Annotated in this window: 21 protein-coding genes; 7 read left to right on the top strand and 14 right to left on the bottom strand. The window is 60.8% G+C overall.

What is annotated here, in order from left to right; all coding sequences use genetic code 11:
- Nucleotides 1–14: 14 nt before the first annotated feature.
- Nucleotides 15–944, bottom strand: a complete 930-nt coding sequence (locus tag AC07ZE_RS12390; RefSeq protein ID WP_207264934.1) for an MBL fold metallo-hydrolase — start codon at nucleotides 942–944, stop codon at nucleotides 15–17.
- Nucleotides 945–1,236: 292 nt separating this feature from the next.
- Here AC07ZE_RS12390 and AC07ZE_RS12385 point away from each other — a divergent pair, with 292 nt between their 5' ends.
- On the top strand, nucleotides 1,237–1,395 hold the full coding sequence (locus AC07ZE_RS12385) for a DUF2986 domain-containing protein (protein WP_207267803.1): 159 nt from the start codon (nucleotides 1,237–1,239) through the stop codon (nucleotides 1,393–1,395).
- A 5-nt stretch (nucleotides 1,396–1,400) separates the two neighbouring features.
- Here AC07ZE_RS12385 and AC07ZE_RS12380 read toward each other — a convergent pair whose 3' ends face one another.
- Nucleotides 1,401–1,997 (bottom strand): eCIS core domain-containing protein, encoded by a 597-nt coding sequence (locus AC07ZE_RS12380; protein WP_207264932.1) that lies wholly within the window; start codon nucleotides 1,995–1,997, stop codon nucleotides 1,401–1,403.
- A gap of 204 nt (nucleotides 1,998–2,201) precedes the next feature.
- Between AC07ZE_RS12380 and AC07ZE_RS12375 the strand changes: the two genes are divergently transcribed.
- Both AC07ZE_RS12375 and AC07ZE_RS12370 read left to right on the top strand, forming a co-directional pair.
- A complete protein-coding gene (locus AC07ZE_RS12375) occupies nucleotides 2,202–2,810 on the top strand; it encodes a trimeric intracellular cation channel family protein (protein WP_207264930.1) in 609 nt (202 codons plus the stop codon).
- Between the two features lie 83 nt (nucleotides 2,811–2,893).
- Nucleotides 2,894–3,514, top strand: coding sequence for a LysE family translocator (locus tag AC07ZE_RS12370; protein WP_207264928.1), 621 nt, complete (start codon nucleotides 2,894–2,896; stop codon nucleotides 3,512–3,514).
- A gap of 171 nt (nucleotides 3,515–3,685) precedes the next feature.
- Here AC07ZE_RS12370 and AC07ZE_RS12365 read toward each other — a convergent pair whose 3' ends face one another.
- The 5 genes from AC07ZE_RS12365 to AC07ZE_RS12345 all read right to left on the bottom strand — a co-directional run bounded on the left by AC07ZE_RS12365 (nucleotide 3,686) and on the right by AC07ZE_RS12345 (nucleotide 10,834).
- Nucleotides 3,686–4,045: a DUF6124 family protein gene (locus AC07ZE_RS12365; protein ID WP_207264927.1), complete on the bottom strand. Its 360-nt coding sequence runs from the start codon at nucleotides 4,043–4,045 to the stop codon at nucleotides 3,686–3,688.
- A 502-nt stretch (nucleotides 4,046–4,547) separates the two neighbouring features.
- The gene (locus AC07ZE_RS12360; RefSeq protein ID WP_207264925.1) at nucleotides 4,548–5,966 is read right to left on the bottom strand and encodes an efflux transporter outer membrane subunit; all 1,419 of its coding nucleotides are present in this window, start codon (nucleotides 5,964–5,966) and stop codon (nucleotides 4,548–4,550) included.
- Complete coding sequence (locus AC07ZE_RS12355; RefSeq protein WP_207264923.1) at nucleotides 5,963–9,142, bottom strand: efflux RND transporter permease subunit; 3,180 nt, start codon at nucleotides 9,140–9,142, stop codon at nucleotides 5,963–5,965. Before AC07ZE_RS12355 ends, AC07ZE_RS12360 begins: the two co-directional genes overlap by 4 nt.
- A 12-nt stretch (nucleotides 9,143–9,154) precedes the next feature.
- Nucleotides 9,155–10,414, bottom strand: a complete 1,260-nt coding sequence (gene mexE / locus AC07ZE_RS12350) for a multidrug efflux RND transporter periplasmic adaptor subunit MexE (RefSeq protein ID WP_207264921.1) — start codon at nucleotides 10,412–10,414, stop codon at nucleotides 9,155–9,157.
- 141 nt (nucleotides 10,415–10,555) lie between these two features.
- Complete coding sequence (locus AC07ZE_RS12345) at nucleotides 10,556–10,834, bottom strand: LysR family transcriptional regulator (RefSeq protein ID WP_207264919.1); 279 nt, start codon at nucleotides 10,832–10,834, stop codon at nucleotides 10,556–10,558.
- A gap of 110 nt (nucleotides 10,835–10,944) precedes the next feature.
- On the opposite strand from AC07ZE_RS12345, the gene AC07ZE_RS12340 reads away from it, so the two are divergent.
- Entirely contained in the window at nucleotides 10,945–11,496 is a 552-nt protein-coding gene (locus AC07ZE_RS12340) for a TetR/AcrR family transcriptional regulator (protein WP_095193660.1), read from the top strand.
- A gap of 199 nt (nucleotides 11,497–11,695) precedes the next feature.
- On the opposite strand, the gene AC07ZE_RS12335 is transcribed toward AC07ZE_RS12340, so the two are convergent.
- The 3 genes from AC07ZE_RS12335 to AC07ZE_RS12325 are packed head-to-tail and all read right to left on the bottom strand — an operon-like array spanning nucleotide 11,696 to nucleotide 15,236.
- Nucleotides 11,696–12,931: a nucleoside permease gene (locus tag AC07ZE_RS12335; protein WP_207264917.1), complete on the bottom strand. Its 1,236-nt coding sequence runs from the start codon at nucleotides 12,929–12,931 to the stop codon at nucleotides 11,696–11,698.
- Between the two features lie 47 nt (nucleotides 12,932–12,978).
- Nucleotides 12,979–14,073 (bottom strand): sugar phosphate isomerase/epimerase family protein, encoded by a 1,095-nt coding sequence (locus AC07ZE_RS12330; RefSeq protein ID WP_207264915.1) that lies wholly within the window; start codon nucleotides 14,071–14,073, stop codon nucleotides 12,979–12,981.
- Nucleotides 14,070–15,236, bottom strand: coding sequence for a Gfo/Idh/MocA family protein (locus tag AC07ZE_RS12325; protein WP_207264913.1), 1,167 nt, complete (start codon nucleotides 15,234–15,236; stop codon nucleotides 14,070–14,072). The genes AC07ZE_RS12330 and AC07ZE_RS12325 overlap by 4 nt, the downstream gene beginning before the upstream one ends.
- Before the next feature lie 175 nt (nucleotides 15,237–15,411).
- Between AC07ZE_RS12325 and AC07ZE_RS12320 the strand changes: the two genes are divergently transcribed.
- Nucleotides 15,412–16,419 (top strand): LacI family DNA-binding transcriptional regulator, encoded by a 1,008-nt coding sequence (locus AC07ZE_RS12320; RefSeq protein ID WP_207264911.1) that lies wholly within the window; start codon nucleotides 15,412–15,414, stop codon nucleotides 16,417–16,419.
- Nucleotides 16,420–16,484: 65 nt separating this feature from the next.
- Here AC07ZE_RS12320 and AC07ZE_RS12315 read toward each other — a convergent pair whose 3' ends face one another.
- From AC07ZE_RS12315 to AC07ZE_RS12305, 3 genes are all read right to left on the bottom strand, one after another.
- Nucleotides 16,485–18,467, bottom strand: coding sequence for a methyl-accepting chemotaxis protein (locus AC07ZE_RS12315; protein WP_207264908.1), 1,983 nt, complete (start codon nucleotides 18,465–18,467; stop codon nucleotides 16,485–16,487).
- Between the two features lie 252 nt (nucleotides 18,468–18,719).
- Nucleotides 18,720–19,058, bottom strand: coding sequence for a hypothetical protein (locus AC07ZE_RS12310; protein ID WP_207264906.1), 339 nt, complete (start codon nucleotides 19,056–19,058; stop codon nucleotides 18,720–18,722).
- 126 nt (nucleotides 19,059–19,184) lie between these two features.
- Complete coding sequence (locus tag AC07ZE_RS12305) at nucleotides 19,185–19,682, bottom strand: winged helix-turn-helix transcriptional regulator (protein ID WP_207264904.1); 498 nt, start codon at nucleotides 19,680–19,682, stop codon at nucleotides 19,185–19,187.
- Between the two features lie 99 nt (nucleotides 19,683–19,781).
- On the opposite strand from AC07ZE_RS12305, the gene AC07ZE_RS12300 reads away from it, so the two are divergent.
- Together AC07ZE_RS12300 and AC07ZE_RS12295 are read left to right on the top strand one after the other, a co-directional pair.
- Nucleotides 19,782–20,405 carry a cysteine hydrolase family protein gene (locus AC07ZE_RS12300; protein ID WP_207264902.1) on the top strand — a complete coding sequence of 208 codons (624 nt, stop codon included), beginning with the start codon at nucleotides 19,782–19,784 and terminating at the stop codon, nucleotides 20,403–20,405.
- A gap of 8 nt (nucleotides 20,406–20,413) precedes the next feature.
- On the top strand, nucleotides 20,414–21,979 hold the full coding sequence (locus tag AC07ZE_RS12295) for an aldehyde dehydrogenase (NADP(+)) (protein WP_207264899.1): 1,566 nt from the start codon (nucleotides 20,414–20,416) through the stop codon (nucleotides 21,977–21,979).
- A 138-nt stretch (nucleotides 21,980–22,117) separates the two neighbouring features.
- Here AC07ZE_RS12295 and AC07ZE_RS12290 read toward each other — a convergent pair whose 3' ends face one another.
- Entirely contained in the window at nucleotides 22,118–23,161 is a 1,044-nt protein-coding gene (locus AC07ZE_RS12290) for a GGDEF domain-containing protein (RefSeq protein ID WP_207264897.1), read from the bottom strand.
- Between the last annotated feature and the right edge of the window lie 58 nt (nucleotides 23,162–23,219).

The raw sequence follows: 23,219 nt of genomic DNA, 5'->3' as shown, positions 1-23,219 counted from the left end.
AAGCCATCAAGCGGTCAGTAGTCCCAGAAGGCCGCGACCCAGCGAAAGGCCTCACCGTCGACTTTCACCCGGCCGACCGAAGGAAACGGCAGGTGCGTGGCGACAAACAGCTCGCCGCTCGCCGCCGCTTCTTGCATAAGGCGGACCCGAACGCGAACCGATTCCTCAGGGTCATGTTCAAAGCCGTTGTGCCAGTCGGGGTGTTCAAAGGCGACCGGGAACAGCGCATCGCCGGCGAACGTCAGCCGCTCGCCGCCGGAGTTCACATAGACCACGCTGTGCCCCGGGGTATGGCCGCCGGTGAGCTTGACGAGTACACCCGGTGCCACCTCGTATTCATCTTCGAATGTGCGCACTTGGTTGCGATAGTCGGTCATGAACTGATTGGCGGTCGCGCGCAGGACGTCCGGTACCGGCGACGGCATGTCGGTGAGCGCGAAATCGGGTGATTCCCAGAACGCGACTTCGGTAGCCGACACGTGGATCCGCACATCCGCACGCAATCGGCTCTTCACCTCATCGACGAGCAACCCGCCAATGTGGTCCATGTGCATATGGGTGATCACCACGTCGGTCACCGACTCAAGTTCGATACCGGCACCCGCCAGCCGCTTGGGAAACTGCCCGGCCCGCGGAAAACCGGGAAACTGCCCTCCCAGTCCGGCATCGACGAGGATGGTCTGCTCGCCGCTGCGCACCACCAGTACATTCAACGCCCAGTCGAACGCGTCGGGTCCCAGGAACATGTCCTTGAACCAGGCCGCGCGAGCGGCGGGGTCGGCATTGGTGGACATGGTTGCGGTCGGCAGCGGCAGCACCCCGTCGCTGACCACCAGCACGTCAATCTCGCCGACACGCAGCGCATAGCGCGAAGGCACCAGCTCCTCGAAACCTACCCCTTGAGGGTGTGGGGTGTTGTGCAAACTCATGTTTTGCAGGGTCATGGTCGCTCTCCGATTGCCTGGGTCAAAAACCTGATGCGAACGCCGCTCTCTGTGTGCCAGAGCGACGAATCGCGTTGGGAACCAGTCTGCATCGCGATGCACCACGGCCGATACCATACGGGGGTATAGCGAGCTTGCACTTTAGGGTGATCAATCCCGGTAAAAGGTATGAACGTTCGGTGAGCCCCCTAGCCGGCGTTATCCAGCGCGTGAAAGCCGAAAGTAGCGGACGGGGATCTGGTTTATGATGCAATCCGAAACATTCAAGCATGCACAAGCCGGGCAGGAACTCATGAATCGTCAAAAGAAAATAAAGCAGTTATTAAAGGCGCACGCCAAGAAGGCCAGTGCCAAATTGGCACCGAAGAAGCCTAAATACATCAGTAAAGCCGACCGATTGAAGCTGGCGGCGGAAGCCAGTCCCGACTCGATCATTTCCACCGAGAGCTGATCCTTTCAGTAAGTCCTGTCCCGCAGCGCCCGTCTGACCTCAGCCTGTATGGCATAGGCCGGCGCCTCCACGGCATCGAAATCCTGTGTGTAGCGCTGGGCAAATCCTTCTACTCCCCATTCCTGAAACTGCTGCACATGCTTGAGTTCGTGAGCCCAGAGCGCGATGTCTTGTTCTGCGCTTTGAGCGTCCCGGAACAGGATGATGTCGATCAGCGTCACGGCACCCACATCAGGGTTTTGCAGCATGGCGGTGGCGGCGCTGAATTGACCGTTATCGCTGACTTTATAGTGAGCGGCATCGAGGACGCTGGGGGCGTACCAATTCAGCAGTTGCTCACGGACATTCGGTGGAATGGGTTGCAGGCCGACGGCGGCGGCTTCGGCACGCGCCTGGGTCAGCCACAACGCCAGGGCAGGCGCCGCGATCTGGTGAATGCCATCCGGCACGGTGCCGAGCAGCGGTCCCAGGTCTGGCAGGCAAATGCAGCTATCCAGGCACACCTCTCGCTCGCCAGCCGGACAGCCACTGGCCTGGGCTGGCACTCCAAGCGTCAGGCAAAGAACAGACAGCGCCACCAGGCGCGTGGTGATGGGCGGCATTGGACGCTCCAAGGGTGGATGCAGTGCATGACGGGTCGGAATTGATGGGCGACCTGCATCGATTCAGCGTAGTCCCGAAGTGCAAAGGGAAGCCATCGGGTTGAATCGTGCAGAGGTCACCAGGCTCCCGAAAAGCGATTTTTCCATCTTGGGCTACTGTCACAACAGAGTTGGACGACAGGTAAACCGAGACAGGAAGGCAGCATGCTTTATTTTCAGGAAATGCTAGGCATTGCCGTGTTCTCGATAACCGGTGTACTGGCTATCCAAAAGGCCGATGTTGATTTGTTCGGTGCGGTGGTGCTTGGCATCATCACCGCTATCGGCGGCGGCACCTTGCGAGATTTGTTGTTGGATCTACCGATTTTCTGGATCGCTGACTTCAATTACATCTGGGCTGCGTTGATTGCCGCACTGCTGGCGTTTTTCCTGACCCAACGCTTGCAAAGACGTTACCGCCTGCTGCTCTATCTCGATGGTCTGGCCGCTGCGCTGTTTGGGCTGGCGGCTACCGAGAAAGTACTGGCACTGTACCAATCCGCACCCTTGGCAGTGATGATGGGAGTACTCACCAGCATTGGAGGCGGTATAGCACGCGATGTGCTGGCTGGGAGAGTTTCACTGTTGATGTCGCGTGAGATCTACGCCACGCCGATCTTGCTCGGGTGCACCCTCTACGTCGCGCTACGTGACCTGTTCCCGTCGATCTGGGTCGCCGGTTGGATCGCTTTGATTTTCACCTTTGGCCTGAGGTTTTTGGCCATCTACCTGCATCTTCAAATGCCAGCGATGTTCTCTACGAAGCGGGGATAATTCTCTCTGTTGCAGCCCTCAGTGAAACGGCGATCTGGCCATGTGCTAACGTTCGCGCGTCATCACCTGAAAGTCATACGCCGATGTCCATTGCTGACAACCTCCTCGCCTTTACCCTCGCCGCCACTCTGCTAACCCTCACACCCGGGCTTGATACCGCTTTGGTATTGAGAACGGCAACGGTAGAAGGCAAGCAACAGGCGTTCCGCGCCGCACTGGGTATCAATGCCGGCTGCCTATTGTGGGGGGCTGCGGTCGCGTTTGGCCTGGGTGCCTTGATTGCGGTGTCGGAGTTGGCGTACAGCCTGTTGAAGTACTGCGGCGCCGCTTACCTGGCATGGCTCGGATTGAACATGCTGCTGCGTCCACGCAGTTCATTGTCGCCCCTTGAGGCAGATGGAACGCCAAAGGCAAACTGGTTCTTGAAGGGCATGATGGGGAACGTCCTCAATCCCAAGATCGGGATTTTCTATGTTTCCTTTCTACCGCAGTTCATCCCCCAGGGGCACAACCTGATTGCCTGGACATTTGGTCTGGTCAGTATTCATGTGGTGCTCGGCCTGATGTGGTCTTCGACGTTGATTGGCGCCACTCAACCGCTTGCCGGCGTTCTGCGACGCGGGAAAGTGATCACGTGGATGGATCGCACGACAGGCCTGGTATTTGTTCTGTTCGCGGCTCGGTTGGCTTTGAGCAAGCGTTAGGACGGCATCATCCGATTTGTCGTGATTAACGCTTTTCTTGATCTGCCTTCTTGCTATGCGGGTCACGGTTCAATGTCTGGCAATGTGGGGCGCGCAGCGGCCCCAAATGGGCCTGCTGCGCAGTCCAGCGGGAGCGAGCTCCCTCGCCACAAAGGAACCGCTTAAGGGCGACTATTGCGGCGGATCAATCTGATCCAGCACCCGATTCGCCGTGATCTCCGCCAGCATGATGCTGTTGGAAATGCCCAGCAACGCATTGCGATCTCCACCCTCCAGATGATCCACCAACTGATGCACCATCACATCGACCGAGGCCAGGGTTTCGACCAGATAGACCATCAGGGTCTCGGTCGTGGTTTCCGGGTTCACGGTAAACAGGGTACTGGGTGTTCGCGGCGTGGCCTTGATGTCGGCGGTCGAGGGGAAGTGGAAATCGAGGGCGCGCTCGGCGGCTTCGTTGAGTTTTTTTGAATCGGGGTCGTAGGGGGATGTGGGATCGGTGTCCGGCGGGTTTGGCGTGACCTTGAACATGTTGAAACTCCTAGAGAAATGGAGCTGCCACCATTCGCTGCGAAACGAAAATAAGGTGGCAACTGTACGCGGGTTCGCAGACCAGGACTCTAGGAACCCGGCAGACCCTAAGGTCTCCCACGCACAGCCGCCATGACAGGAGTGACAGACTTAACGAAGAGTCTGCTCACGGACGGTAGACGTTGTGCGTCTAGAGATTACCAGGCTGCGAAACCCGATCACTGATGGGCAGTGACGCGAATCAAGTTACCGAGCAGCCCCAAGGCGCACAAGCCGGCGGATTCTGGCGTAACGGTAGGCAATGACGCAAGGATTTGTAGCTTTCAGGAAGTGATCCTGGGGGCGCTTAAACATGCACAGCAAAAGACGTTTAAATACTTCGAAAACCTGTGGGAGCGAGCCTGCTCGCGATGGTCGTGAACGATAACGCGGGAAACCAGATGCCCTGCGGCGTCTATTGGTTTTTCGCGAGCGAGCTCGCTTCTACCGAAAGCACTGAACGTCAGTTCCTCGCCGCTACCTTGTTGCCACGAGTGTCCCACCCTCCTCCCAACGCTTTGTAGATCGCGACGATGCCGCGGTACTGGTCGATTTCACCCAACGCCTGGGCATCCTCGGCGTTCAAGCGTTCGCGCTCGGCATCGAGCAATACCAGGTAGTCGACGGAGCCTTCCTTGTACTGGATCCCCGCCAGATCCGCCGCCGCCCTGCTCGACTCGCTTTGTTTGATCAACGACAGCAAGCGCTGCTGGCGTTTTCCGTAGTCACTGAACGCGTTTTCCGATTCCTCCAGCGCCAGCAGCACTTGCTGCTCATAGGTGGCCAAGGCGCCTTCGGCGTCGGCGTCCGCGCCGCGAATGCGGGCTCGCACGCTGCCCAGATCGAAGGCGGCCCAGGTGATGCTCGGGCCGAGACTCCAGGCTCTGGCGGCGGCCGAGCCGATTTGTGAACCGCGCCCGGCGGTGAAACCGAGGAAGCCGCTCAGGCTGACCCGGGGGAACAGGTCGGCGGTGGCCACACCGACGTCCGCTGTTGCGGCGGCGAGCCGGCGTTCGGCCGCCAGTACATCCGGGCGGCGGCGCAGCAGTTCGGCGGGATCGCCGATGGGCAGCGCCTTGGCGATGGCCGGCAGATCCTTCGGGCCCAAGGACACGCTCAACTGGTCCGGACGCTCACCGAGCAAGGTCGCGATGCGGTTTTTCTGCCGCACCTGTTCCGCTTGCAGTTGTGGCACGCTGGCTTCGACGGCGGCCAGGCGCGCGTCGGCGCGTACCACGTCGAGTTCGTTGCCGACGCCGGCATCGCGCAGGCTGACCGTGACGCTGCGTGAGTCGCTCTGATTCTTCAGGTTGGCCAGGGCGATTTTTTCCCGCAGTTGCGCACCGCGCAGTTGCCCGTAGGCATCCACCAGTTCGGCAATCATGGTTACTTGCAGTTGATACAGGTCCGCCGCTGCCGCCTCTTCCCGGGCATCGCTCGACTCAAGCGCGCGCTGGATGCGTCCGAACAGGTCGATTTCCCAGGCCATGTCCAGGCCCAGATCGTAGCGTTCGGTGTTCACCCGGCTTTCGGTCTGGCCCGGTACCTGTGATTTACCTTGCAGGCTGCTGACCCGACTGGTGACCACCGGCAGGTTGTCGTTGCTGATGTCGTCGCGAATCGCCCGGGCCGCTTGCCAGCGGGCAAAGGCCACGCGCAGGTCGCGGTTGCCTTCCAGGGATTTGCTCACCAACTGGTTCAGCGTGGGGTCGTCGAACTGTTGCCACCACACCGTTTCGAATCGCGACTGATCGTAGTGGGCGGCTTTGGCATAAACGCTGTTGGCCGGCGGCGTATCAGGGGTCTTGTAGTCCGGCCCCACCGTGCAGGCGGCCAGCGCGGTCACCAGGAGGCTGGGCAGAAAAAGCTTCAGAGCATTCATGGTTGCACCTCCAGGTTCAGCGCGTGGGCTTGCTGTTTAGCGGTCTTGCGTTCGATGTACCGGCGAATCAGGACGAAGAACACCGGTGTCAGCAGCAGGCCGAAGAAAGTCACACCGAGCATGCCGGAGAACACCGCCACCCCCATGGCGCGGCGCATTTCCGAACCGGCACCGGTGGAAGTCACCAGCGGGATCACGCCCATGATGAACGCGAACGAGGTCATCAGGATCGGCCGCAGACGCATGCGGCAAGCGTCCAGTACGGCGTCCAGCGGCGACAGGCCCTGGTCTTGCCGGTCCTTGGCGAACTCGACGATCAGGATCGCGTTCTTGCATGCCAGGCCCACCAGCACGATCAAGCCGATCTGGGTGAAGATGTTGTTGTCGCCCTGGGAAATGATCACCCCGGCAATCGCCGACAGCAGGGTCATGGGGACGATCAGGATCACCGCCAGCGGCAGGCTCCAGCTTTCGTACAACGCCGCCAGGACCAGGAAGGCCAACAGCACGCAGAGCGGGAACACCAGCAGTGCGGTGTTGCCGGACAATATCTGCTGGTAGGTCAGGTCGGTCCACTCGTAGGTCATGCCGTTGGGCAGTTCCTCTTTCAGCAGTTTTTCGATGGCCGCCTGGGCCTGGCCGGAGCTGTAGCCGGGCGCCGCGCTGCCGTTGATTTCCGCGGTGAGGAACCCGTTGTAGTGCGAGACCCGGTCGGGACCCGAGGTCGGCGTGACCTTGACGAAGGTCGCCAGCGGGATCATCTCGCCGCGATCGTTGCGCACCTTCAATTGGCCAATCTGCTCCGGCTCCTGGCGGAACTGTTGCTCGGCCTGCACGTTGACCTGGTAAGTCCGGCCAAACCGGTTGAAGTCATTGGCATACAGCGAGCCCAGATACACCTGCAAGGTGTCGAAGATGTCGTTGATTTTCACGCCGTGGGTCTTGGCTTTCTCCCGGTCAATGGCGGCTTCGACTTGCGGCACGTTGACGGTGTAGCTGGTGAACACCCTGGCCAGCTCCGGCACATTGCGGCTCTTGGTAATGATGTTCATGGTCTCTTTGTACAGTTCGTCGTAGCCCAGGTTGCCACGGTCCTCGATCTGCAGGCGGAAGCCGCCGATGGTGCCCAGGCCCTGGACCGGCGGTGGCGGGAACACCGCCGTGTAGGCGTCCTGGATCTCGCCGAATTTGGCATTGAGCGAGGTGGAAATCGCCCCGGCGGACAGGCTCGGGTCCTTGCGCTCATCGAACGGACGCAGACCGATGAACGCGATGCCGGCATTCGGGCTGTTGGTGAAGCCGTTGATCGACAGCCCCGGGAACGCCACGGCGCTGTCAAAGCCCGGTTCGTTCATGGCGATGGTGCTCATGCGCCGGATCACCGACTCAGTGCGATCCAGGCTCGCCGCATCCGGCAGTTGCGCGAAGGTCACCAGGTACTTCTTGTCCTGGGTCGGCACAAAACCGGTCGGTGTGGTGCTGAAGCCCATGTAGGTCAGGGCGATCAGGCCGGCATAGATCAGCAAGGCGACGCTGCTGCCGCGCACGATCTTGCCCACGCCCACCACGTAGCCATGGCTGGCTTTTTCGAAGACACGGTTGAAAGGCCTGAACAACCAGCCGCCGAGCATCCGGTCCAGCACTTTGGAGAAGCGGTCTTTCGGCGCGCCATGGGCCTTGAGCAGCACCGCCGCCAGTGCCGGCGACAGGGTCAGGGAGTTGAACGCCGAGATCACCGTGGAAATGGCGATGGTCAGGGCGAACTGCTTGTAGAACTGACCGGTGAGCCCGGAAATGAACGCCGCCGGCACGAACACCGCGCACAGCACCAGCGCCGTGGCGATGATCGGCCCGGTCACCTCGCCCATGGCTTTTTTGGTCGCCTCGACCGGCTCCAGCCCGGATTCGATGTTTCGTTCGACGTTCTCCACCACCACGATCGCGTCGTCGACCACGATGCCGATGGCCAGTACCAGGCCGAACAATGACAGCGCGTTGAGCGAAAAACCCAGCAGGTGCATCACGGCAAAGGTGCCGATCAGCGACACCGGCACCGCCACCAACGGAATGATCGAGGCGCGCCAGGTTTGCAGGAACAGGATCACCACCAGCACTACGAGGATCAGTGCTTCGAACAGCGTGTGCACCACCGCTTCAATCGAGCTGCGCACGAAGATGGTCGGGTCGTAGACGATCTCGTAGTCCATACCTTGCGGGAAGTTCTTCTTCAGCTCGGCCATCTTCGCCCGCACCTGGTCGGAGACGTCGATGGCATTGGAGCCCGGCCGCTGGAAGATCGGCATGGCCACCGCTTCCTGGTTGTTGAGCAAGGCGCGCAAGGCGTATTGGTTGGAACCCAGTTCGATCCGGGCAATGTCCTTCAAGCGAGTGATTTCGCCGTCCGGGCCACTGCGGATGATCACGTTCTCAAACTCTTCTTCAGTGACCAGCCGTCCCTGGGAGTTGATCGACATCTGGAAGCTGGTGGCATTCGGCGCAGGGGGCGAACCCAGTTGCCCGGCCGCCACCTGACGATTCTGTTCGCGCACCGCGTTGACCACGTCGGTGGCGGTGAGATTGCGCGAGGCGGTTTTGTCCGGATCCAGCCAGATACGCAGCGAGTAGTCGCCGATGCCGAACATCTTCACATCACCGATGCCGTTCAGACGCGACAGCTCATCCTTGACGTTGAGGATCGCGTAGTTGGACAGGTAGAGCATGTCGTAGCGTTTGTCCGGCGAAACCAGATGCACGAGCAAGGTCAGTTCCGGTGAGGCCTTGTCGACAGTGATGCCGATGCGCGTCACCTCATCCGGCAGCTTGGGCTCGGTGCGGGTCACGCGGTTTTGCACCTGGACCTGGGCGTTGTCCAGGTCGGTGCCCAGGGCGAACGTCACCGTGAGGGTCAAGCGGCCGTCCGCCGTGGATTGCGACGACATGTACAGCATGTTCTCGACGCCGGTGATGGCCTGTTCCAGCGGCGCGGCGACGGTTTCGCCGATCACCTTGGGGTTGGCCCCCGGATAGCTGGCGTGCACCACCACGGTTGGTGGCACCACTTCGGGGTACTCGCTGATCGGCAACTGAAACAACGAAATGGCGCCGGCGATCAGGATCAGCAACGACAGCACCGCGGCGAAGATCGGTCGCGTGATAAAGAACTGGGAGAATTTCATGTCGGTGCGCCCTTATCCGCGAGGTGAGATCGCGGCATCTGTCTTCACCAACGCGGGTGATTTGACGGAAGCCGGGGCCGAAATGGCCGGTTGGTTGCCTGCTTCGATGGCCTGGCGTTGGCGGGTCAGGGTCGCGACGGTTTCCGTGTCGGCCATGGGGGCATCCTGTGGGGTGACCACGGCACCGGGGCGAACGCGTTGCAGACCGTTGATGACGATGCGGTCGTCTTTCTGCAGGCCACCGCGCACGATGCGCAGGCCTTCGAGCTTCGGCCCCAGATCGACGTTGCGGTACACGGCCTTGTTGTCCTGATCGATCACCAGCACGAACTTCTTGCCCAAGTCCGTGCCGACCGCTTCGTCCTTGATCAGCAGGCCGGAATAAGCCGCGCTGCCCACCAGTTTCAGGCGAGCGTACAGGCCCGGGGTGTATTGGCCGTCGGTGTTGTCGAATACCGCGCGGCCACGAATGGTGCCGGTCTTGGGATTGACCCGGTTGTCGACGAAGTTCATCTGCCCCAGGTGAGTGTTGCCCTCCTCGTTCGACAGGCCCATGTACACCGGTGTGGTCTGACTGCGCTGCCCCTGGCGGGAGAGCTGGCCGTACTTGAGGAACAGGCGCTCGTCGGCATCGAAGTAGGCGTAAACCTTGTCGGTCGATACCACGCTGGTCAGCGGCGTGGTGTCGGCGGTGACGATGTTGCCGGCGGTGATTTCGGCACGGCTGACGCGGCCGGTGATCGGCGCAGTGACGCGGGTAAAACTCAGATTCAGGCGTGCCAGGTCGAGTTGCGCCTGGATGGCATCGACGCCGGCCCTGGCCTCTTGCGCGGTGGTGGTGCGGGTGTCGGCCAGTTCGGCGGAAATCGCGTTGCTGCCCAGCAGTCGCTGACCGCGTTGCGCTTCATTGGCGGTGCGAACCAGCGTGGCCCGGGCTTGTTGCAACTGGGCTTCGAAACGATGAACTTCGTGTTCGAACGGCCGTGGATCGATCTGGAACAGCAGGTCGCCCTTCTTCACCAGCGCGCCGTCAGTAAAGGTCACCCGTTCAATCTGCCCCGACACCCGTGGACGGACCTCGACGGTTTCCGGCGCTTCCAATCGCGCGGTCACCTCATCCCACTCGGTGATGGGCTGCTCGATAACCTTGGCGACGGTGACATGGGGTGCCCCCGGTGCATTGGCGGCGACAGGCGCGCGGTCGCACGCGGTGAGCAGGGTGAGCGCCAATGCGGCAAACGGATAACGAAAAGCTTTAAGTGACTGTTCCATGGGGGTGTCCGCCAGACGGTTAAGGGATTTGCGGAGTCTCGGCCTCGCGCGAGGCGTCGACGAATCGAACAAAGTGAACTTGGGTATCAGTATTAATGATGATCATCATGTATAAGGGCAAAAAAAAGGCAATCGCCCTGCTCAAGCCTTGGTATTGGCGATTGCACTGCACACGCAATCCAATGCCGGGCCCAGCGTCTGCGCGACCGAAATAGCGCGGGGCGTGGGCCGCATTTCCCGACCCATGCGCTTGAACAAGGGGTCGTTGAACAAGGCCCGCAAACGCCTCAGCGCCCCGCTGACCGCCGGTTGGCCCATCGAGAGCCTTGATGCCGCCCGGGTGACGTTGCGCTCCTGGATGAGCGCTTCGAACACCACCAGTAGATTCAGGTCAATTGCGCGCAGATCATTACGTTTCATAACGTGTCCACCTGGTATTTGCGCAGACGATATATTACGACCATAATCAATACAAGCCTCTTGGCGACGACTTGCACAACGCAAGGCCCACCTGGCCCCGGGAGCAGCTGATGAAAGTCACGAAAGACAAGGCCGCAGCGAACAAAGAAGCGATCCTCACGGCCGCGTCCCGGCTGTACCGCGAAAAAGGCATCGACGGCATCGGCATCGGCGAGCTTTCACGCTCGGTCGGACTGACCCACGGCGGGTTTTACGGGCAATTTCCCGGCGGCAAGGAACAGCTGGCGTCGGAGGCCGTGACCCGGACGTTTGAGACCAACATCCGCAATTGGCAGAACGCCAAATCGATTCCGGAACTGGTGAAGGGTTATCTGACCCAGAAACACCTGGACAACTGGACCGAAGGCTGCGCGATCCCCGCGCTGGCAGCCGATGTGGCCCGCACCGGCGGCACCGTCAGCCAGTCATTCACCCAAGGCATCGAGCAGTTTATTGAAATCCTGATGCCGCTGGTGGAAGGCGAAAGCCAGGAGGAAAAACTTCAGCAGGCGCAGCAGGTCATTGCCTCGATCGCCGGCGCCATGCTCATTGCCCGGGCGGTGGACAAGCCTGAGTTGGCGAAGCAGTTTTTGAGGTCGGTGATCGATGGTTGGTCGTCTTGAAGGGGCACACTGGCGTTGGGTGTATATCCATTATTTGGGTGATGGCGACTTAAGGTTCCGCCCTTACGGCGGGTCACTTGGGGCTTTTCCAAGTGACTCGCTGTAAAAGCGAAACCGCCAGCAGCCGTTACCGAAGTAACGGATATGTACCCCCTCCAAAAATCCAAATCCAAATCCAAATCCGACAACCCCCTTGGGCTCAGACCGACGTCTGCACCACCGCTGCCTGCCGCCCCTTGAACGCCATGCCAAAACAGAAAAAAATCGCCAGGGCAAACCCGGCCGGGAACAGCCAGATGCTTTTCCAGTCATGTTCGCCCGCCGTCGTGGCGTAGTGATCCGTCACCTGTCCCGCCACCCAGAAGCCGATCAGCATGCCCAGGCCGTAGGTCGCCAGGGTAATCAAACCCTGGGCGGAACTGCGGAAGCGTTCCGATGCCTTGGCGTCGGTGTAGATCTGCCCGGACACGAAGAAGAAGTCATAGCAGATGCCGTGCAAGGCGATACCGGTGAAGAGCATGAAAGCCAGGTCGCCATTGTTGCCGTAAGCGAACAACAGGTAGCGCAACGCCCACGCCAGCATGCCCACCAGCAACGCAATCTTGATCCCGAAGCGGTGGATGAACAGCGGCAGCAGCAACATGAACAACACTTCGGATACCTGCCCGATGGCCATTTTCGCCGTAGGGTTGGTCACGCCGATTTCCGCCAGGAACGGATTGGCATTCTGGTAATAAAACGCCAGGGGAATGCAGATCAGGATAGAGGCGATGAAGAACACCAGATAGCTGCGATCCTTGAGCAACCCCAAGGCGTCCAGCCCAAGCATCTGCTTGAGGCCGCCATTGCCGGTCTCGGCTTTCATTGGCGCAGTGCGTGGCAAGGTGAAGCTGTAGAGGCCCAGCAACAAGGATGCAATGGCCGACATCAGGAAGGTGTTGCGCAACCCGCCCGTTGCAATCGCGGACTGGGAGTCCCAGGCAAACACAAAGCTGATCACCAGGCCGGCGACGATCCAGCCGAGGGTGCCCCACACGCGGATTCGGGAAAACTCCAGCGCCGGATCGCTCATCTGCCGGAACGCCACGGAATTGACCAGGGCCAGGGTGGGCATGTAAATCATCATGTATGCCAGCACATAGGGATAAAACGTGCTGAAGTCCGGCGCCCGATACAGTTGATAGAGCAACACCGCGCCCACCAGGTGCAGCACCGCGAGGATGCGTTCGGCATTGAAAAAGCGGTCGGCGATCAGACCGATCACGAACGGCGCGATGATCGCCCCCCAGGACTGGGTCGAGAACGCCATGCCGATCTGTCCGCCACCGGCCCCCAGGGTGCTGGCGAGAAAGGTGCCGAGGGTAACGAACCAGCCACCCCAGATAAAGAACTGCAGGAACATCATTGCGCTGAGCCGCGCGGTCATCATGGTCATGAAAGTCACCGTCTTATTGTTGTTTTTTCTGTGAGAGAGGATCGGTTTCAGGCGTCCGGCAGCCCCAACAGTCGTCGATTGAACGCTGCGTCGGCCGACACACTGGCGAAATCATCGAACGCCTTGCCGGTCTTGCGGATCATGTGCCGCTCGATGAATGCCGCGCCTTCTGCGGCGCCCTGCGCGGAGTCCTTCAGGCAGCATTCCCACTCCAGCACGGCCCAACCGCTGTAGTCGTATTGAGTCAGCTTGCTGAAGATCGATTTGAAGTCGATCTGGCCATCACCCAGGGAACGGAAGCGCCCCGGCCGCTCCACCCAGCCTTGATATCCGCCGTACACACCGGAACGGTCATCCGGGCGGAACTCGGCGTCCTTGACGTGGAACATGCGGATGCGCGCGTGGTAGCGATCGATGAAGCCGAGGTAGTCCATTTGCTGCAGCAGCAGGTGGCTGGGGTCATACAGAATCGCAGCACGGGGATGGTGATCGACCGCCTCCAGAAACCGCTCGAACGAGGCGCCGTCGTGCAGGTCTTCGCCGGGATGGATCTCGTAGCACAGGTCGACGCCGGCCTCTTCGAAACAATCGAGAATCGGCAGCCAGCGCCGGGCCAGTTCGGCAAAACCTTGCTCGACCAACCCGCTCGTCCGCTGCGGCCAAGGGTAGATATAGGGCCAGAGCAAGGCACCGGAAAAGGTCGCATGGGCTTTCAAACCCAGGCGCTGACTGGCGCGGGCGGCCAGTTTCAATTGGTCGATGGCCCAGGCGGTGCGCGCCTCGGGCTGGCCGCGCAAATGTGCGGGTGCGAAGTCATCGAACAGCGTGTCGAACGCCGGGTGCACCGCCACCAATTGGCCTTGCAGATGCGTCGACAATTCACTGATCTCGACACCGGCCTGGGCACAGACGGCTTTCAATTCGTCGCAATAGCTCTGGCTCTCGGCCGCCCGTGCAAGGTCGATGAACTGTGTGCCCAGGGTCGGCAACTGAATGGCTTTGTAGCCTTGGGATGCCGCCCACCCGGCGATGTTGGCCAGGGTGTCGAAAGGCGCTTGGGCGGACATGAACTGCGCGAGAAAGATCCCCGGACCGCGCAGGCCGGCTGAGGTTTGAGAGGTCACGGTCTTCTCCGGATTCATGGGTTGCACACCAGTTCGGTCCACTTGGCGTCGCCGCGATGGTTGGCGATGGCCGTCTCGATGAATGCCATGCCGCGCAGGCCAACATCGATGCCGGGCACGCCCGCAGCATCGTGCCCGGCGACCTCGCCACGGATGGCATTGGCGAGGTCGCCGTACAGGTTGGCCATGGCTTCGAGGTAGCCCTCGGGATGCCCGGCGGGCAGGCGCATGCGTTGGTTGGCGGCGTCGCACAACCACGGCTGGCCAATACCGGAACGCAAAATGCGCATGGGTTGGTCGAGGGCGCGATGGATCAGACTGGCGGGTTCTTCCTGACGCCACTCCAGCCCGCCCTTGTCGCCGTAAACACGGATTTTCAGCGGGTTCTCTTCGCCTGCGCAGACCTGGCTGGCGATCAGCACCCCGCTGGCGCCGCCGGCCATCTTGAACAGCATCGAGGCGTCATCGTCCAGTTGGCGACCGTCGATGTGCACGCCCAGCATCGCGCTCAAATGCTGGATAGGCCTATCCGCGACAAACTCGGCCAGGGAAAAGGCATGGGTGCCGATGTCCCCGATGCAGCCGCCCAACCCGGATTGTTCGGGTCGATCGCGCCACGCTGCCTGCTTGTTGCCCTGCCCGGCCACATCCTGGCTGAGCCAGCCCTGAGGGTATTCGACGATCACCTTGCGCACCGGGCCGATCACGCCGCCACGCACCATGTCGCGCGCCTGCCAGACCATCGGATACCCCAGATAGGTATGGGCCAGGCCGTATAGGCGGTTGCTGCGTTCGACCACGGTTTTGAGTGCGATTAACTCGGCCAGATTCAGCGCCGCCGGTTTTTCGCTGAACACATGGAATCCGGCGCTCAAAGCCTGGCTGGCCACTGGCGCGTGCAGGTGATTGGGGGTGACGATCACCACCAGCTCCAGGCGTTGCTCGGCGGGCAATGCACGTTCGGCCTCGAGCATCTGCCGCCAGTCGCTGTAGCAGCGTGAAGCCGGCAAGCCCAGCGCCACGCCGGTGTTCTGATTGTTTTCGGCATCGCGGCTGAAAGCACCGCACACCAGTTCAAAACGGCCATCGAGCCCGGCCGCCTGACGGTGGGCTTTGGCGATGAAGGCACCTTCGCCGCCTCCGACAAAGCCCATTCTTATTTTCGGCACTGCTGCGTTCATCGCAAAAGCTCTCTGTTGGCTGGAAACCGGTCATGATGTAACCGGTTACATCGTGCCCGAAATTTAGGCGCAGTCGGGCGAAGTGTCAAACGGCGGATTAACATCCACGGCCATTTCAGTGCACCGGCGACCTGCGGTAAGCTCGCCGGCCGTGTGTTCCGCTAACGAGGTGGTCTTGTCCAATATCCGTGAAGTAGCCCGGCTGGCCGGCGTCTCGGTGGCCACGGTGTCAAGGACACTGAAGTCACCCGAGCGTGTGCTCCCCGAAACCCGAGACAAGGTCAACGCCGCCGTGGAACAGGCCGGTTACCGACCGAACCTGATGGCGGTGCAGTTTCGTTCGCGTCGCACCGGTAACCTGGTGATTCTGGTGCCAGCCATCGCCAACACCTTTTTCGCCCGGGTCATCAGCGGCGCGCAACAGGCGGCACAGGCCGCCCACTATCGGCTGCTGCTGTGCGACACCCAAGGCCGCGAAGACATCGAACGGGAGTTCGCCGAACTGGTGTACAACCATCAGGCCGACGGCGTGATCCAGTTGCGTGCGTTCGATCCGTTTTCAGAACCCTTCCCCAACACCGAACTCGCGCCCATCGTCAACGCTTGCGAAGTGATCCAGGGCGGGCGTCATCCCACGATCAGCCTCGACAATCGCGCCGCCGCCAAGGCCATGACCGAACATTTGATCGAACTCGGTCATCGGCGGATCGGCCTGATCAAGGGTCCCAAAAGCAGCCCGTTGACCCGCGACCGCGTGGCCGGTTATCAGGATGCTTTAAGCGAAGCCGGAATCGATTGCGACCCGACACTGATCTGTCACGGTGACTTCAGCCTGAAAGCCGGTCATGACGGCGCCGCCGCGATGCTGGCATTGCCCGAACGCCCCACCGCGCTGTTCTGCGAAAACGATGAAATGGCCATCGGTGCGTTGAAAAGCATCAAGCAACGGGGCTTACGTGTACCCGAGGATATTTCCCTGGTGGGGTTCGACGACATTCCCTTCGCGGCCTATTGCGACCCGCCGCTGACCACCATCGCCCAACCTGCTGAACTGTTCGGCCAGAAAGCCGTCGAGATGCTGATCGCGTTGATCGAGAAAAAACCGCTGGCGCAGCGGCATGTGGTCCTGCCGTTCGAGTTGACGTTGCGCGGCAGCACGGCGACGGTGCGACCGGCAAACTAGCGTCGCCTGACACACCGCCTTCGCGAACAAGCCCGCTCCCATAAGACTTTGGTTACAGGCCTATTTCAATCCCTGAATTGCGTCAGTTGCTGGCTCAGCGAGCCGGCCTGGTCGCGCAGTTGTACCGACTGTTCGAGCAGGCTGCGGATCGCATGATCGTTCTGTTCGGAGATGCGGCTGACGCCCTGGATCGCCACAGACAGTTGCTCACCGGTGGCCGCCTGGCTCTGGGTCTGGCGCGCCACTTCGCTGATGCGCGTCAGAATATCCTGGGCATGCTGGCGGATCTGATCCACGCCCTGGGCCGAGGTGGTCAATTGCACCACGCCCTGGCGCACCGCTTCGCCAACTTGCTGAACGTTGGCCACAGTGTTGCGCACGTCCGAACCAATGGCGCCGATCATCTCGCCGATTTCACCGGTCGAGCGACTGGTGCGTTCGGCCAGTTGCCGGACTTCATCGGCCACCACCGCAAAACCACGCCCCTGCTCCCCTGCCCGCGCCGCTTCGATTGCCGCGTTGAGGGCCAACAGATTGGTCTGGTCGGCGATGCTGCGAATCACCGCGATGATCCCTGCTATCTGCTGCGAACGTTTTTCCAGGTCGCCCACCGCGCCGGCAACCACGTCCATGGTCTGGTCGATGTGGGTGATGCCGGCCAGGGTCTGGCTCATGTCGGTGGAAATGTTGGTGGTCAGCACCTCGGTGTTGCGCGCCAGTTGCTCCACGTCTTCAGCCTGCTGGGACATTTCGGTCACCGAGTGCGCCAGCGCAGTGACGCCGCTGGCCATCTCTTCGGTGGCGGTGTGCTGTGAAGTCGCCCGTTCGGCCACGGCCTGGGTGGTATCCCCCAGGTGATTGGAGATCTGCATCAGTGCGGTGCTGCTATGGCGAATCGAACCCACCAGATCGCCCAGGCGCTGGATGAATTGGTTGAACGCGCCAGCCAACTTGCCGGTTTCATCGCCACTGCGTTGTTCGAAACGCAGCCCCAACTCGCCCCCCCAGGCCTGGATGCCGACCGTCAGCCCCGACAGCGGGCGGATCTGCCACGCCAGCAGGTGCCACAGCACAATGGCCAGCACCAGCAATGCCACCAGGCCGATGAACACGGCGGTGTAGAGGAAATGATTGATGCCCGCCATGGCCTCGTCCAGCGGGTAGGCCACCATCAACGCCCAGTTGTTCGGCGCCTTGCCGATACGCACCGGTTGCAGCACGTAACCCCAGCCATCGTGTTCGAAACTGTAGGGCTTGCCCGCCTTGATCGCGTCCTTGGCGGCGCCCGGCAATTCATCGGCCGGCTGGCTCAGGCGCTTGGCATCAGGATGGCTGGCGTACAGGCCATCGCTGGAAACCAGCGCGCCGTAGCCTTTGTAGGCATCGATGGTCGAGAGCTGACGGTTGATGCTTTCCAGCGGAATATCGACCCCTGCCACACCCACCGCTTTTCCGCCCTGCAACAGCGGCACCATGATCGACACCAGCATGACCTGCTGACCACTGCCAATACTGTAGACATAAGGCTCGGACGCCCATGGCTGGCGTGTATGCAGTGGCCGGTAGTAATACTGGTTATCGGCGTTTTCCGGGGTGTAACCGCTCAACGCCTCGGACTTCACTGTGCCACTGGCACGGTTCCAGTAGGTCAGATAACGGCCCGTGGCGTCATGATTCGGTTGGTTGACGAACTCACTGTCCTTGCCATCGAATGCATTGGGTTCCCAGTACTGCCCAAGGCCCAGCAGCTTGGAATTGGCTTCGAACAGCTGACGGGTCATGGCATCGGCGGTCTTGCGATCGACCTGCTGTTGCTGCATCGCCGTGGCGACACTGGCCAGGGATTCGGCCACGGTGTAACCGGTACCGAGTTCGACTTCTACTTCCTTGGCATTGGCCTTGACGATGGTATCGACCAGCGCAAAGGTTTCTTTGACGGAGGAGCCATAGGCGATGTAGGCGATGGAACCCAGCAGCAACGCCATGACGACGACAGTTCCAGTGAGCGCCGTCCAGAACAGCTTGAAGTGCAGTGAGCGATTAGGCATGAGCATTCTCGAATGAGCGATACGTCAGCCAGCACAGCCCGCGCAAAAATGTGAGTGCAGCCGCCCTGCTGGCAAGTGATTTATAGTTGATATCATTTTGCCACTATATCGATGGGCAGGGCCTCGATGCAACCGAAATGAACAGGTGTTCAATCAAGAAAATGGCTGGAGAAAAATCGGCTGCAAATGCCCGTCCAGACACGTCCGGCAAGAACGTGTCCAAGGGATGAAACGGGTCTTTTTTGTCGGCGCTTACAGGCATGCCTGTGCAGCACGCTCCAGTGAGGAAGCACCGAACGTCGACGCCAGCAGCGCGCGTTCGTACAAGTACACCTTGCCGCCCTCTGACGTTTTGTAAGCCTCAAGCACATCATTCGCCGTGACCTTGCTCGCCACCACAATTCGATAGCTGCGCTGGGTTTCCGAGACCGTCGCGTTCAGCGAATCTTCCTGCAGTTTCGGCAAGACGCACTGCGCGTAATCCGCGGGCGCCTTTTTCGTCTGTAAGGTCAGGGTCGGGTCGTTAGGGGTAGAAGCACAGCCCGACAACAGCAAGGATGCGGCAATAGCCAGTCGGGAAATCATGTTCATCGCGCCAATTCCTGGGGAAGCGTTTTAGGTAGGCGCGATTTTCCTTGTTTGTCGCAAACAACAGAACTTGTGATGGGTGATGGTCACTATTATTCGAACGAATAGTAAAAAACCGTGCTGATGTCCTCACTTTTCCTTGAACGCTTCACGCCGTGCCTGTCGCTCCTGGACATAGGCCGCCGAAGGCTCGCTGATCAGTTCTTCACGGCGTAGCAACTCTCCACAATGCTCGCACAGCGGCCCCAAACCGGCGGATTGACCGCAAGTCCGATGGGTATAACGCACCGCCAACCCTTCCTCCTGCGATTTGCACCAGGTCTCTCCCCAGGCACGCAGGGCCAGCACCACCGAGTAAAACGCCTCGCCCTTGGCGGTCAGGTGATATTCGTAACGCAGCGGCCGTTCGTTATAGGGGCGACGCTCGACCATCCCGTCCGACTCCAGGCTTTTCAAGCGCGCAGCGACCATCTGCGGCGTACCTCCGGTCTGCGCCTGGATCTCGTCGTATCGATGGTTGCGCATGAACAACTCGCGCAACACCAGCACCGTCCATCGATCTCCGACGATGTCTTCGGCCCGTGCAATCGGGCACAAAGTTTCGGGACTACTCTTTTTTACGGCCATGCAGGCTTGCCTCTTTTACAGTAACTATGATTATCATATCTACGCCATGCCGGGGCAAGCCCTTGGCACAGGTCAGCCAACCTCTCTGGAGAATTCGTCATGTCGAACGCTGCCTACCCGCTGGATCGCACCGCCTACCTGCTGGTCGATCCCTACAACGATTTCCTGTCCGAAGGTGGCCGGGTCTTTCCCTTGATCGAGCCGATCGCCGAACAGGTCGACCTGCTCGATAACCTGCGAGCCCTGGATCGCACTGTTCGCGCCCTGGACATTCAGGTGGTCATCGTACCGCACCGTCGCTGGGAAAAAGGTGACTACGAAAACTGGGATCACCCAAGTCCTTCCCAATGCAAGATCCAACACATGCACCACTTCGCCCGTGGCGAATGGGGTGGTGAATGGCACCCTGATTTCGCCCCGAAGGAAGGCGACATCATCGCCTCGGAGCATTGGGGCTCAAGCGGCTTTGCCAACACCGACCTGGATTTTCGCCTCAAGCAAAAAGGCATCACCCACGTGATCATCGTCGGTCTGCTGGCCAATACCTGCATCGAAGCCACCGCCCGTTACGCCCAGGAACTGGGCTACCACGTCACCCTGGTGCGCGATGCTACCGCCGCGTTCAAACCGGAAATGATGCACGCCGCCCATGAGTTGAACGGTCCTACTTTCGCCCATTCGATTGTGACGACCGAGCAACTCATCGCCACCCTGCAGCCGTGAGACCCAACATGAAATTGACTGGAAACCTCTTGATCGGCAACCGTGAAATCCCTGCCAGCGAAGGCACCATGAAGGCGCTCAACCCCGCCTCCAATCAGTGTATCGAGCCGGATTTCGCCTTCGGCGGCATCGCTGATGTCGACCTGGCGGCGAACCTTGCCGATGAGGCATTCGACCATTACAGCCATACCTCGCTTGCCGAGCGTTCGGCGTTTCTTGAGCGCATCGCCGACAATCTCGAGGCCGTGAGCCAGGAACTGGCGGCACGCACGGCGCTGGAAACCGGTTTGCCCGAGGCCCAGTTTTTGGGCGAAGTCGCCAGGGCCGCCACCCAGTTCCGTCAGTTCGCCGATGTCGTTCGCAAAGGACGTTTTCTGCATCTGGCCATCGATCCGGCCCAGCCCGATCGCCAGCCACGTCCGCGCATGGATCACCGCCTGCAGAAAATCGCCATCGGCCCGGTGGCCGTTTTCGGGGCGAGCAATTTCCCCATCAGCTACTCGGTGGCCGGGGGCGATACCGCCTCGGCACTGGCAGCGGGCGCAACCGTCATCGTCAAGGCCCATAACGCTCACCCGGGTTCCTCGGAAATCCAGGCCCGGGCCATCCTCAAGGCCGTGCAGGAAAGCGGCTTGCCGGAAGGCGTGTTCTCCATGGTGCGTGGCGGCGGCAACGCCATTGGCGAAGCCCTGGTCGACCATCCGTTGATCAAGTCCGTGACCTTCACCGGCTCCGAACAGGGCGGCATGGCCCTGTATCGCCGCGCGCAACTGCGCCCTGACCCGATCCCGGTGTTTACCGAGATGACCAGCGTCAACCCGACGTTCATCCTGCCCCAGGCACTCGCCGCACGAGGCGCGCAGATCGGTGACGGTTTTGTCGAACGCATGCTGGTCAATGTGGGCCAGGCCTGCCTCAAGCCGGCGATTCTGATCGCGGTAGAAGGCCCGGGCTTCGAAGCCTTGCGTACCGCCATGGTCAAACGCGTGACCGATGCACCGGCGCGGCCGATGCTGACGCCGGGGATTCACGGGGCTTACCTCAGTGGCCTCGACCAGCTGCAAAGCGCCGGCGCAACCCTGGTTGCCATCGGCTCGGTGGCCCATGCCGACCTTGATGGAAGATCAGCATTGCTTGAAGTCGACGGCCAGCGTTTCCTGGCTGAGAACGCATTGGCCCATGAAGTCTTCGGGCCCGCGGCACTGCTGGTGAAGGCCAGGGATGAGGCCCAGATGTTTGCGGTCGCCCGCTCGCTTCGCGGTCAGCTCAGCGCGACGCTGCATCTGGAGGAAGAAGACATGGAACTGGCCCGGCGCTTGTTGCCGGTGCTGGAGCGGCGCACAGGACGGATCGTGGTCAACGCCTTCGCCCATCCACAGGAGGTTTCTTTCGCGACGATTCATGGCGGACCGTTCCCGGCTTCGTCGGACAGCCGCTTCACCTCGGTGGGCATGACCTCCATCGAACGCTTCCTGCGCCCGGTGACGTACCAGGGATTCCCGGACGCGTTGTTGCCGCAAGCACTGCGTGAGCTCAATCCCCTGGGATTGCCACGTAGTGTGGAGGGTCAATAACCGATATGTGGGAGCGAGCCTGCTCGCGAAGGGGCTGTATCAGTCACCAACGATGGCGGATGCCAGGCCGCTTTCGCGAGCAGGCTCGCTCCCACAGGTAATCGGGTCAGGTCAGGAGAACGCGGTTGTCGGGGCTTTCTACATGGCACACATCCGGTTCCGCCCGTTGCGCTTGGCCTGGTACAACCCGTCATCCGCACGGGTCAGCAGGCTTTCCAGGTTGTCGCCGGGTTGCACGAAGGCCACGCCGAAGGACGCGGTGATGGTGTCGAGTACGGTGTCGGTGCCCCGCGCCTTGATCCGCAACGACTGGACCTTCAGGCGCAACAGCTCGGCGAAGGCGCAGGCGTGGTCAAGATCAGCGCAGTCTTCGAGCACCACGCAGAACTCTTCGCCGCCGTAACGTGCGGCAAAGGCGTTGGGCGCCAGCGCACCACGCAGCACCTGAGCGACATGCTGCAATACCCGGTCGCCCAACGGGTGACCGTATTGATCGTTGAATTGCTTGAAGTGATCGATATCCAGCATCACCAGCGCCACACGTGCGGTGCCCTTGGCCAACGCCTGCTCCAGCAAGCGGGTGAAGGCCGTCCGGTTCAGCAGCTCGGTCAAGCCATCCAGCGTCGCCGCTTGTTGCGCACGCTCGAGTTTGTCGCGCAACGTCTTGATCTCGTTTTGTGCCGAGTGCAGTTGGGAAAGGAACTGCTCCTGTTGACGCTGCATCAACCGGGTGCTCTGCTGCAGTTCGTTCAAGATGCCCGGCAAACGATCGCTGACCGGTTCCTCAAGCATCTCCAGGCACTCCCCGAGTCGATTCTGGAAATGGACACTGCCCCTGACGCTGCGCGAAACATCGCGTTCCATGCCATCGACCAGCGAGATGACCTGTTGCTGCTCCGCGCGGGCATCTTCCAGCTCGTCACGGATGATGTACTCGCGAAACAACCGGGTCGCGGATTCCGGCGGGCAACCGTCGAAGTCTCTGACAACGCGGTCCAGATGGCGATTGAGTTCCGGTTCCTGGCCTTTGCTGTAGGTGTACCACAGCGCGTAATGCACCGGATTGGGCGGGATATTGTGGCGAACCATCAGGGGAACGGCTTGCTTGAGCAGCGCCGCCGCCTCGCGGGAGTCTTCCGGATAAAGCGCTAGAACATTCGCACGCGATTCAGATTGGCTCATAACATCACTGTGGTGGTTGATCATCGGCATTGAAGCAGCGCGCTGAGCATACCGATAC

Source organism: Pseudomonas sp. GW101-3H06, from assembly GCF_059424605.1.
Note: the sequence above shows the minus strand (reverse complement) of the source record. Positions and strands in the feature narration are given on the sequence as shown.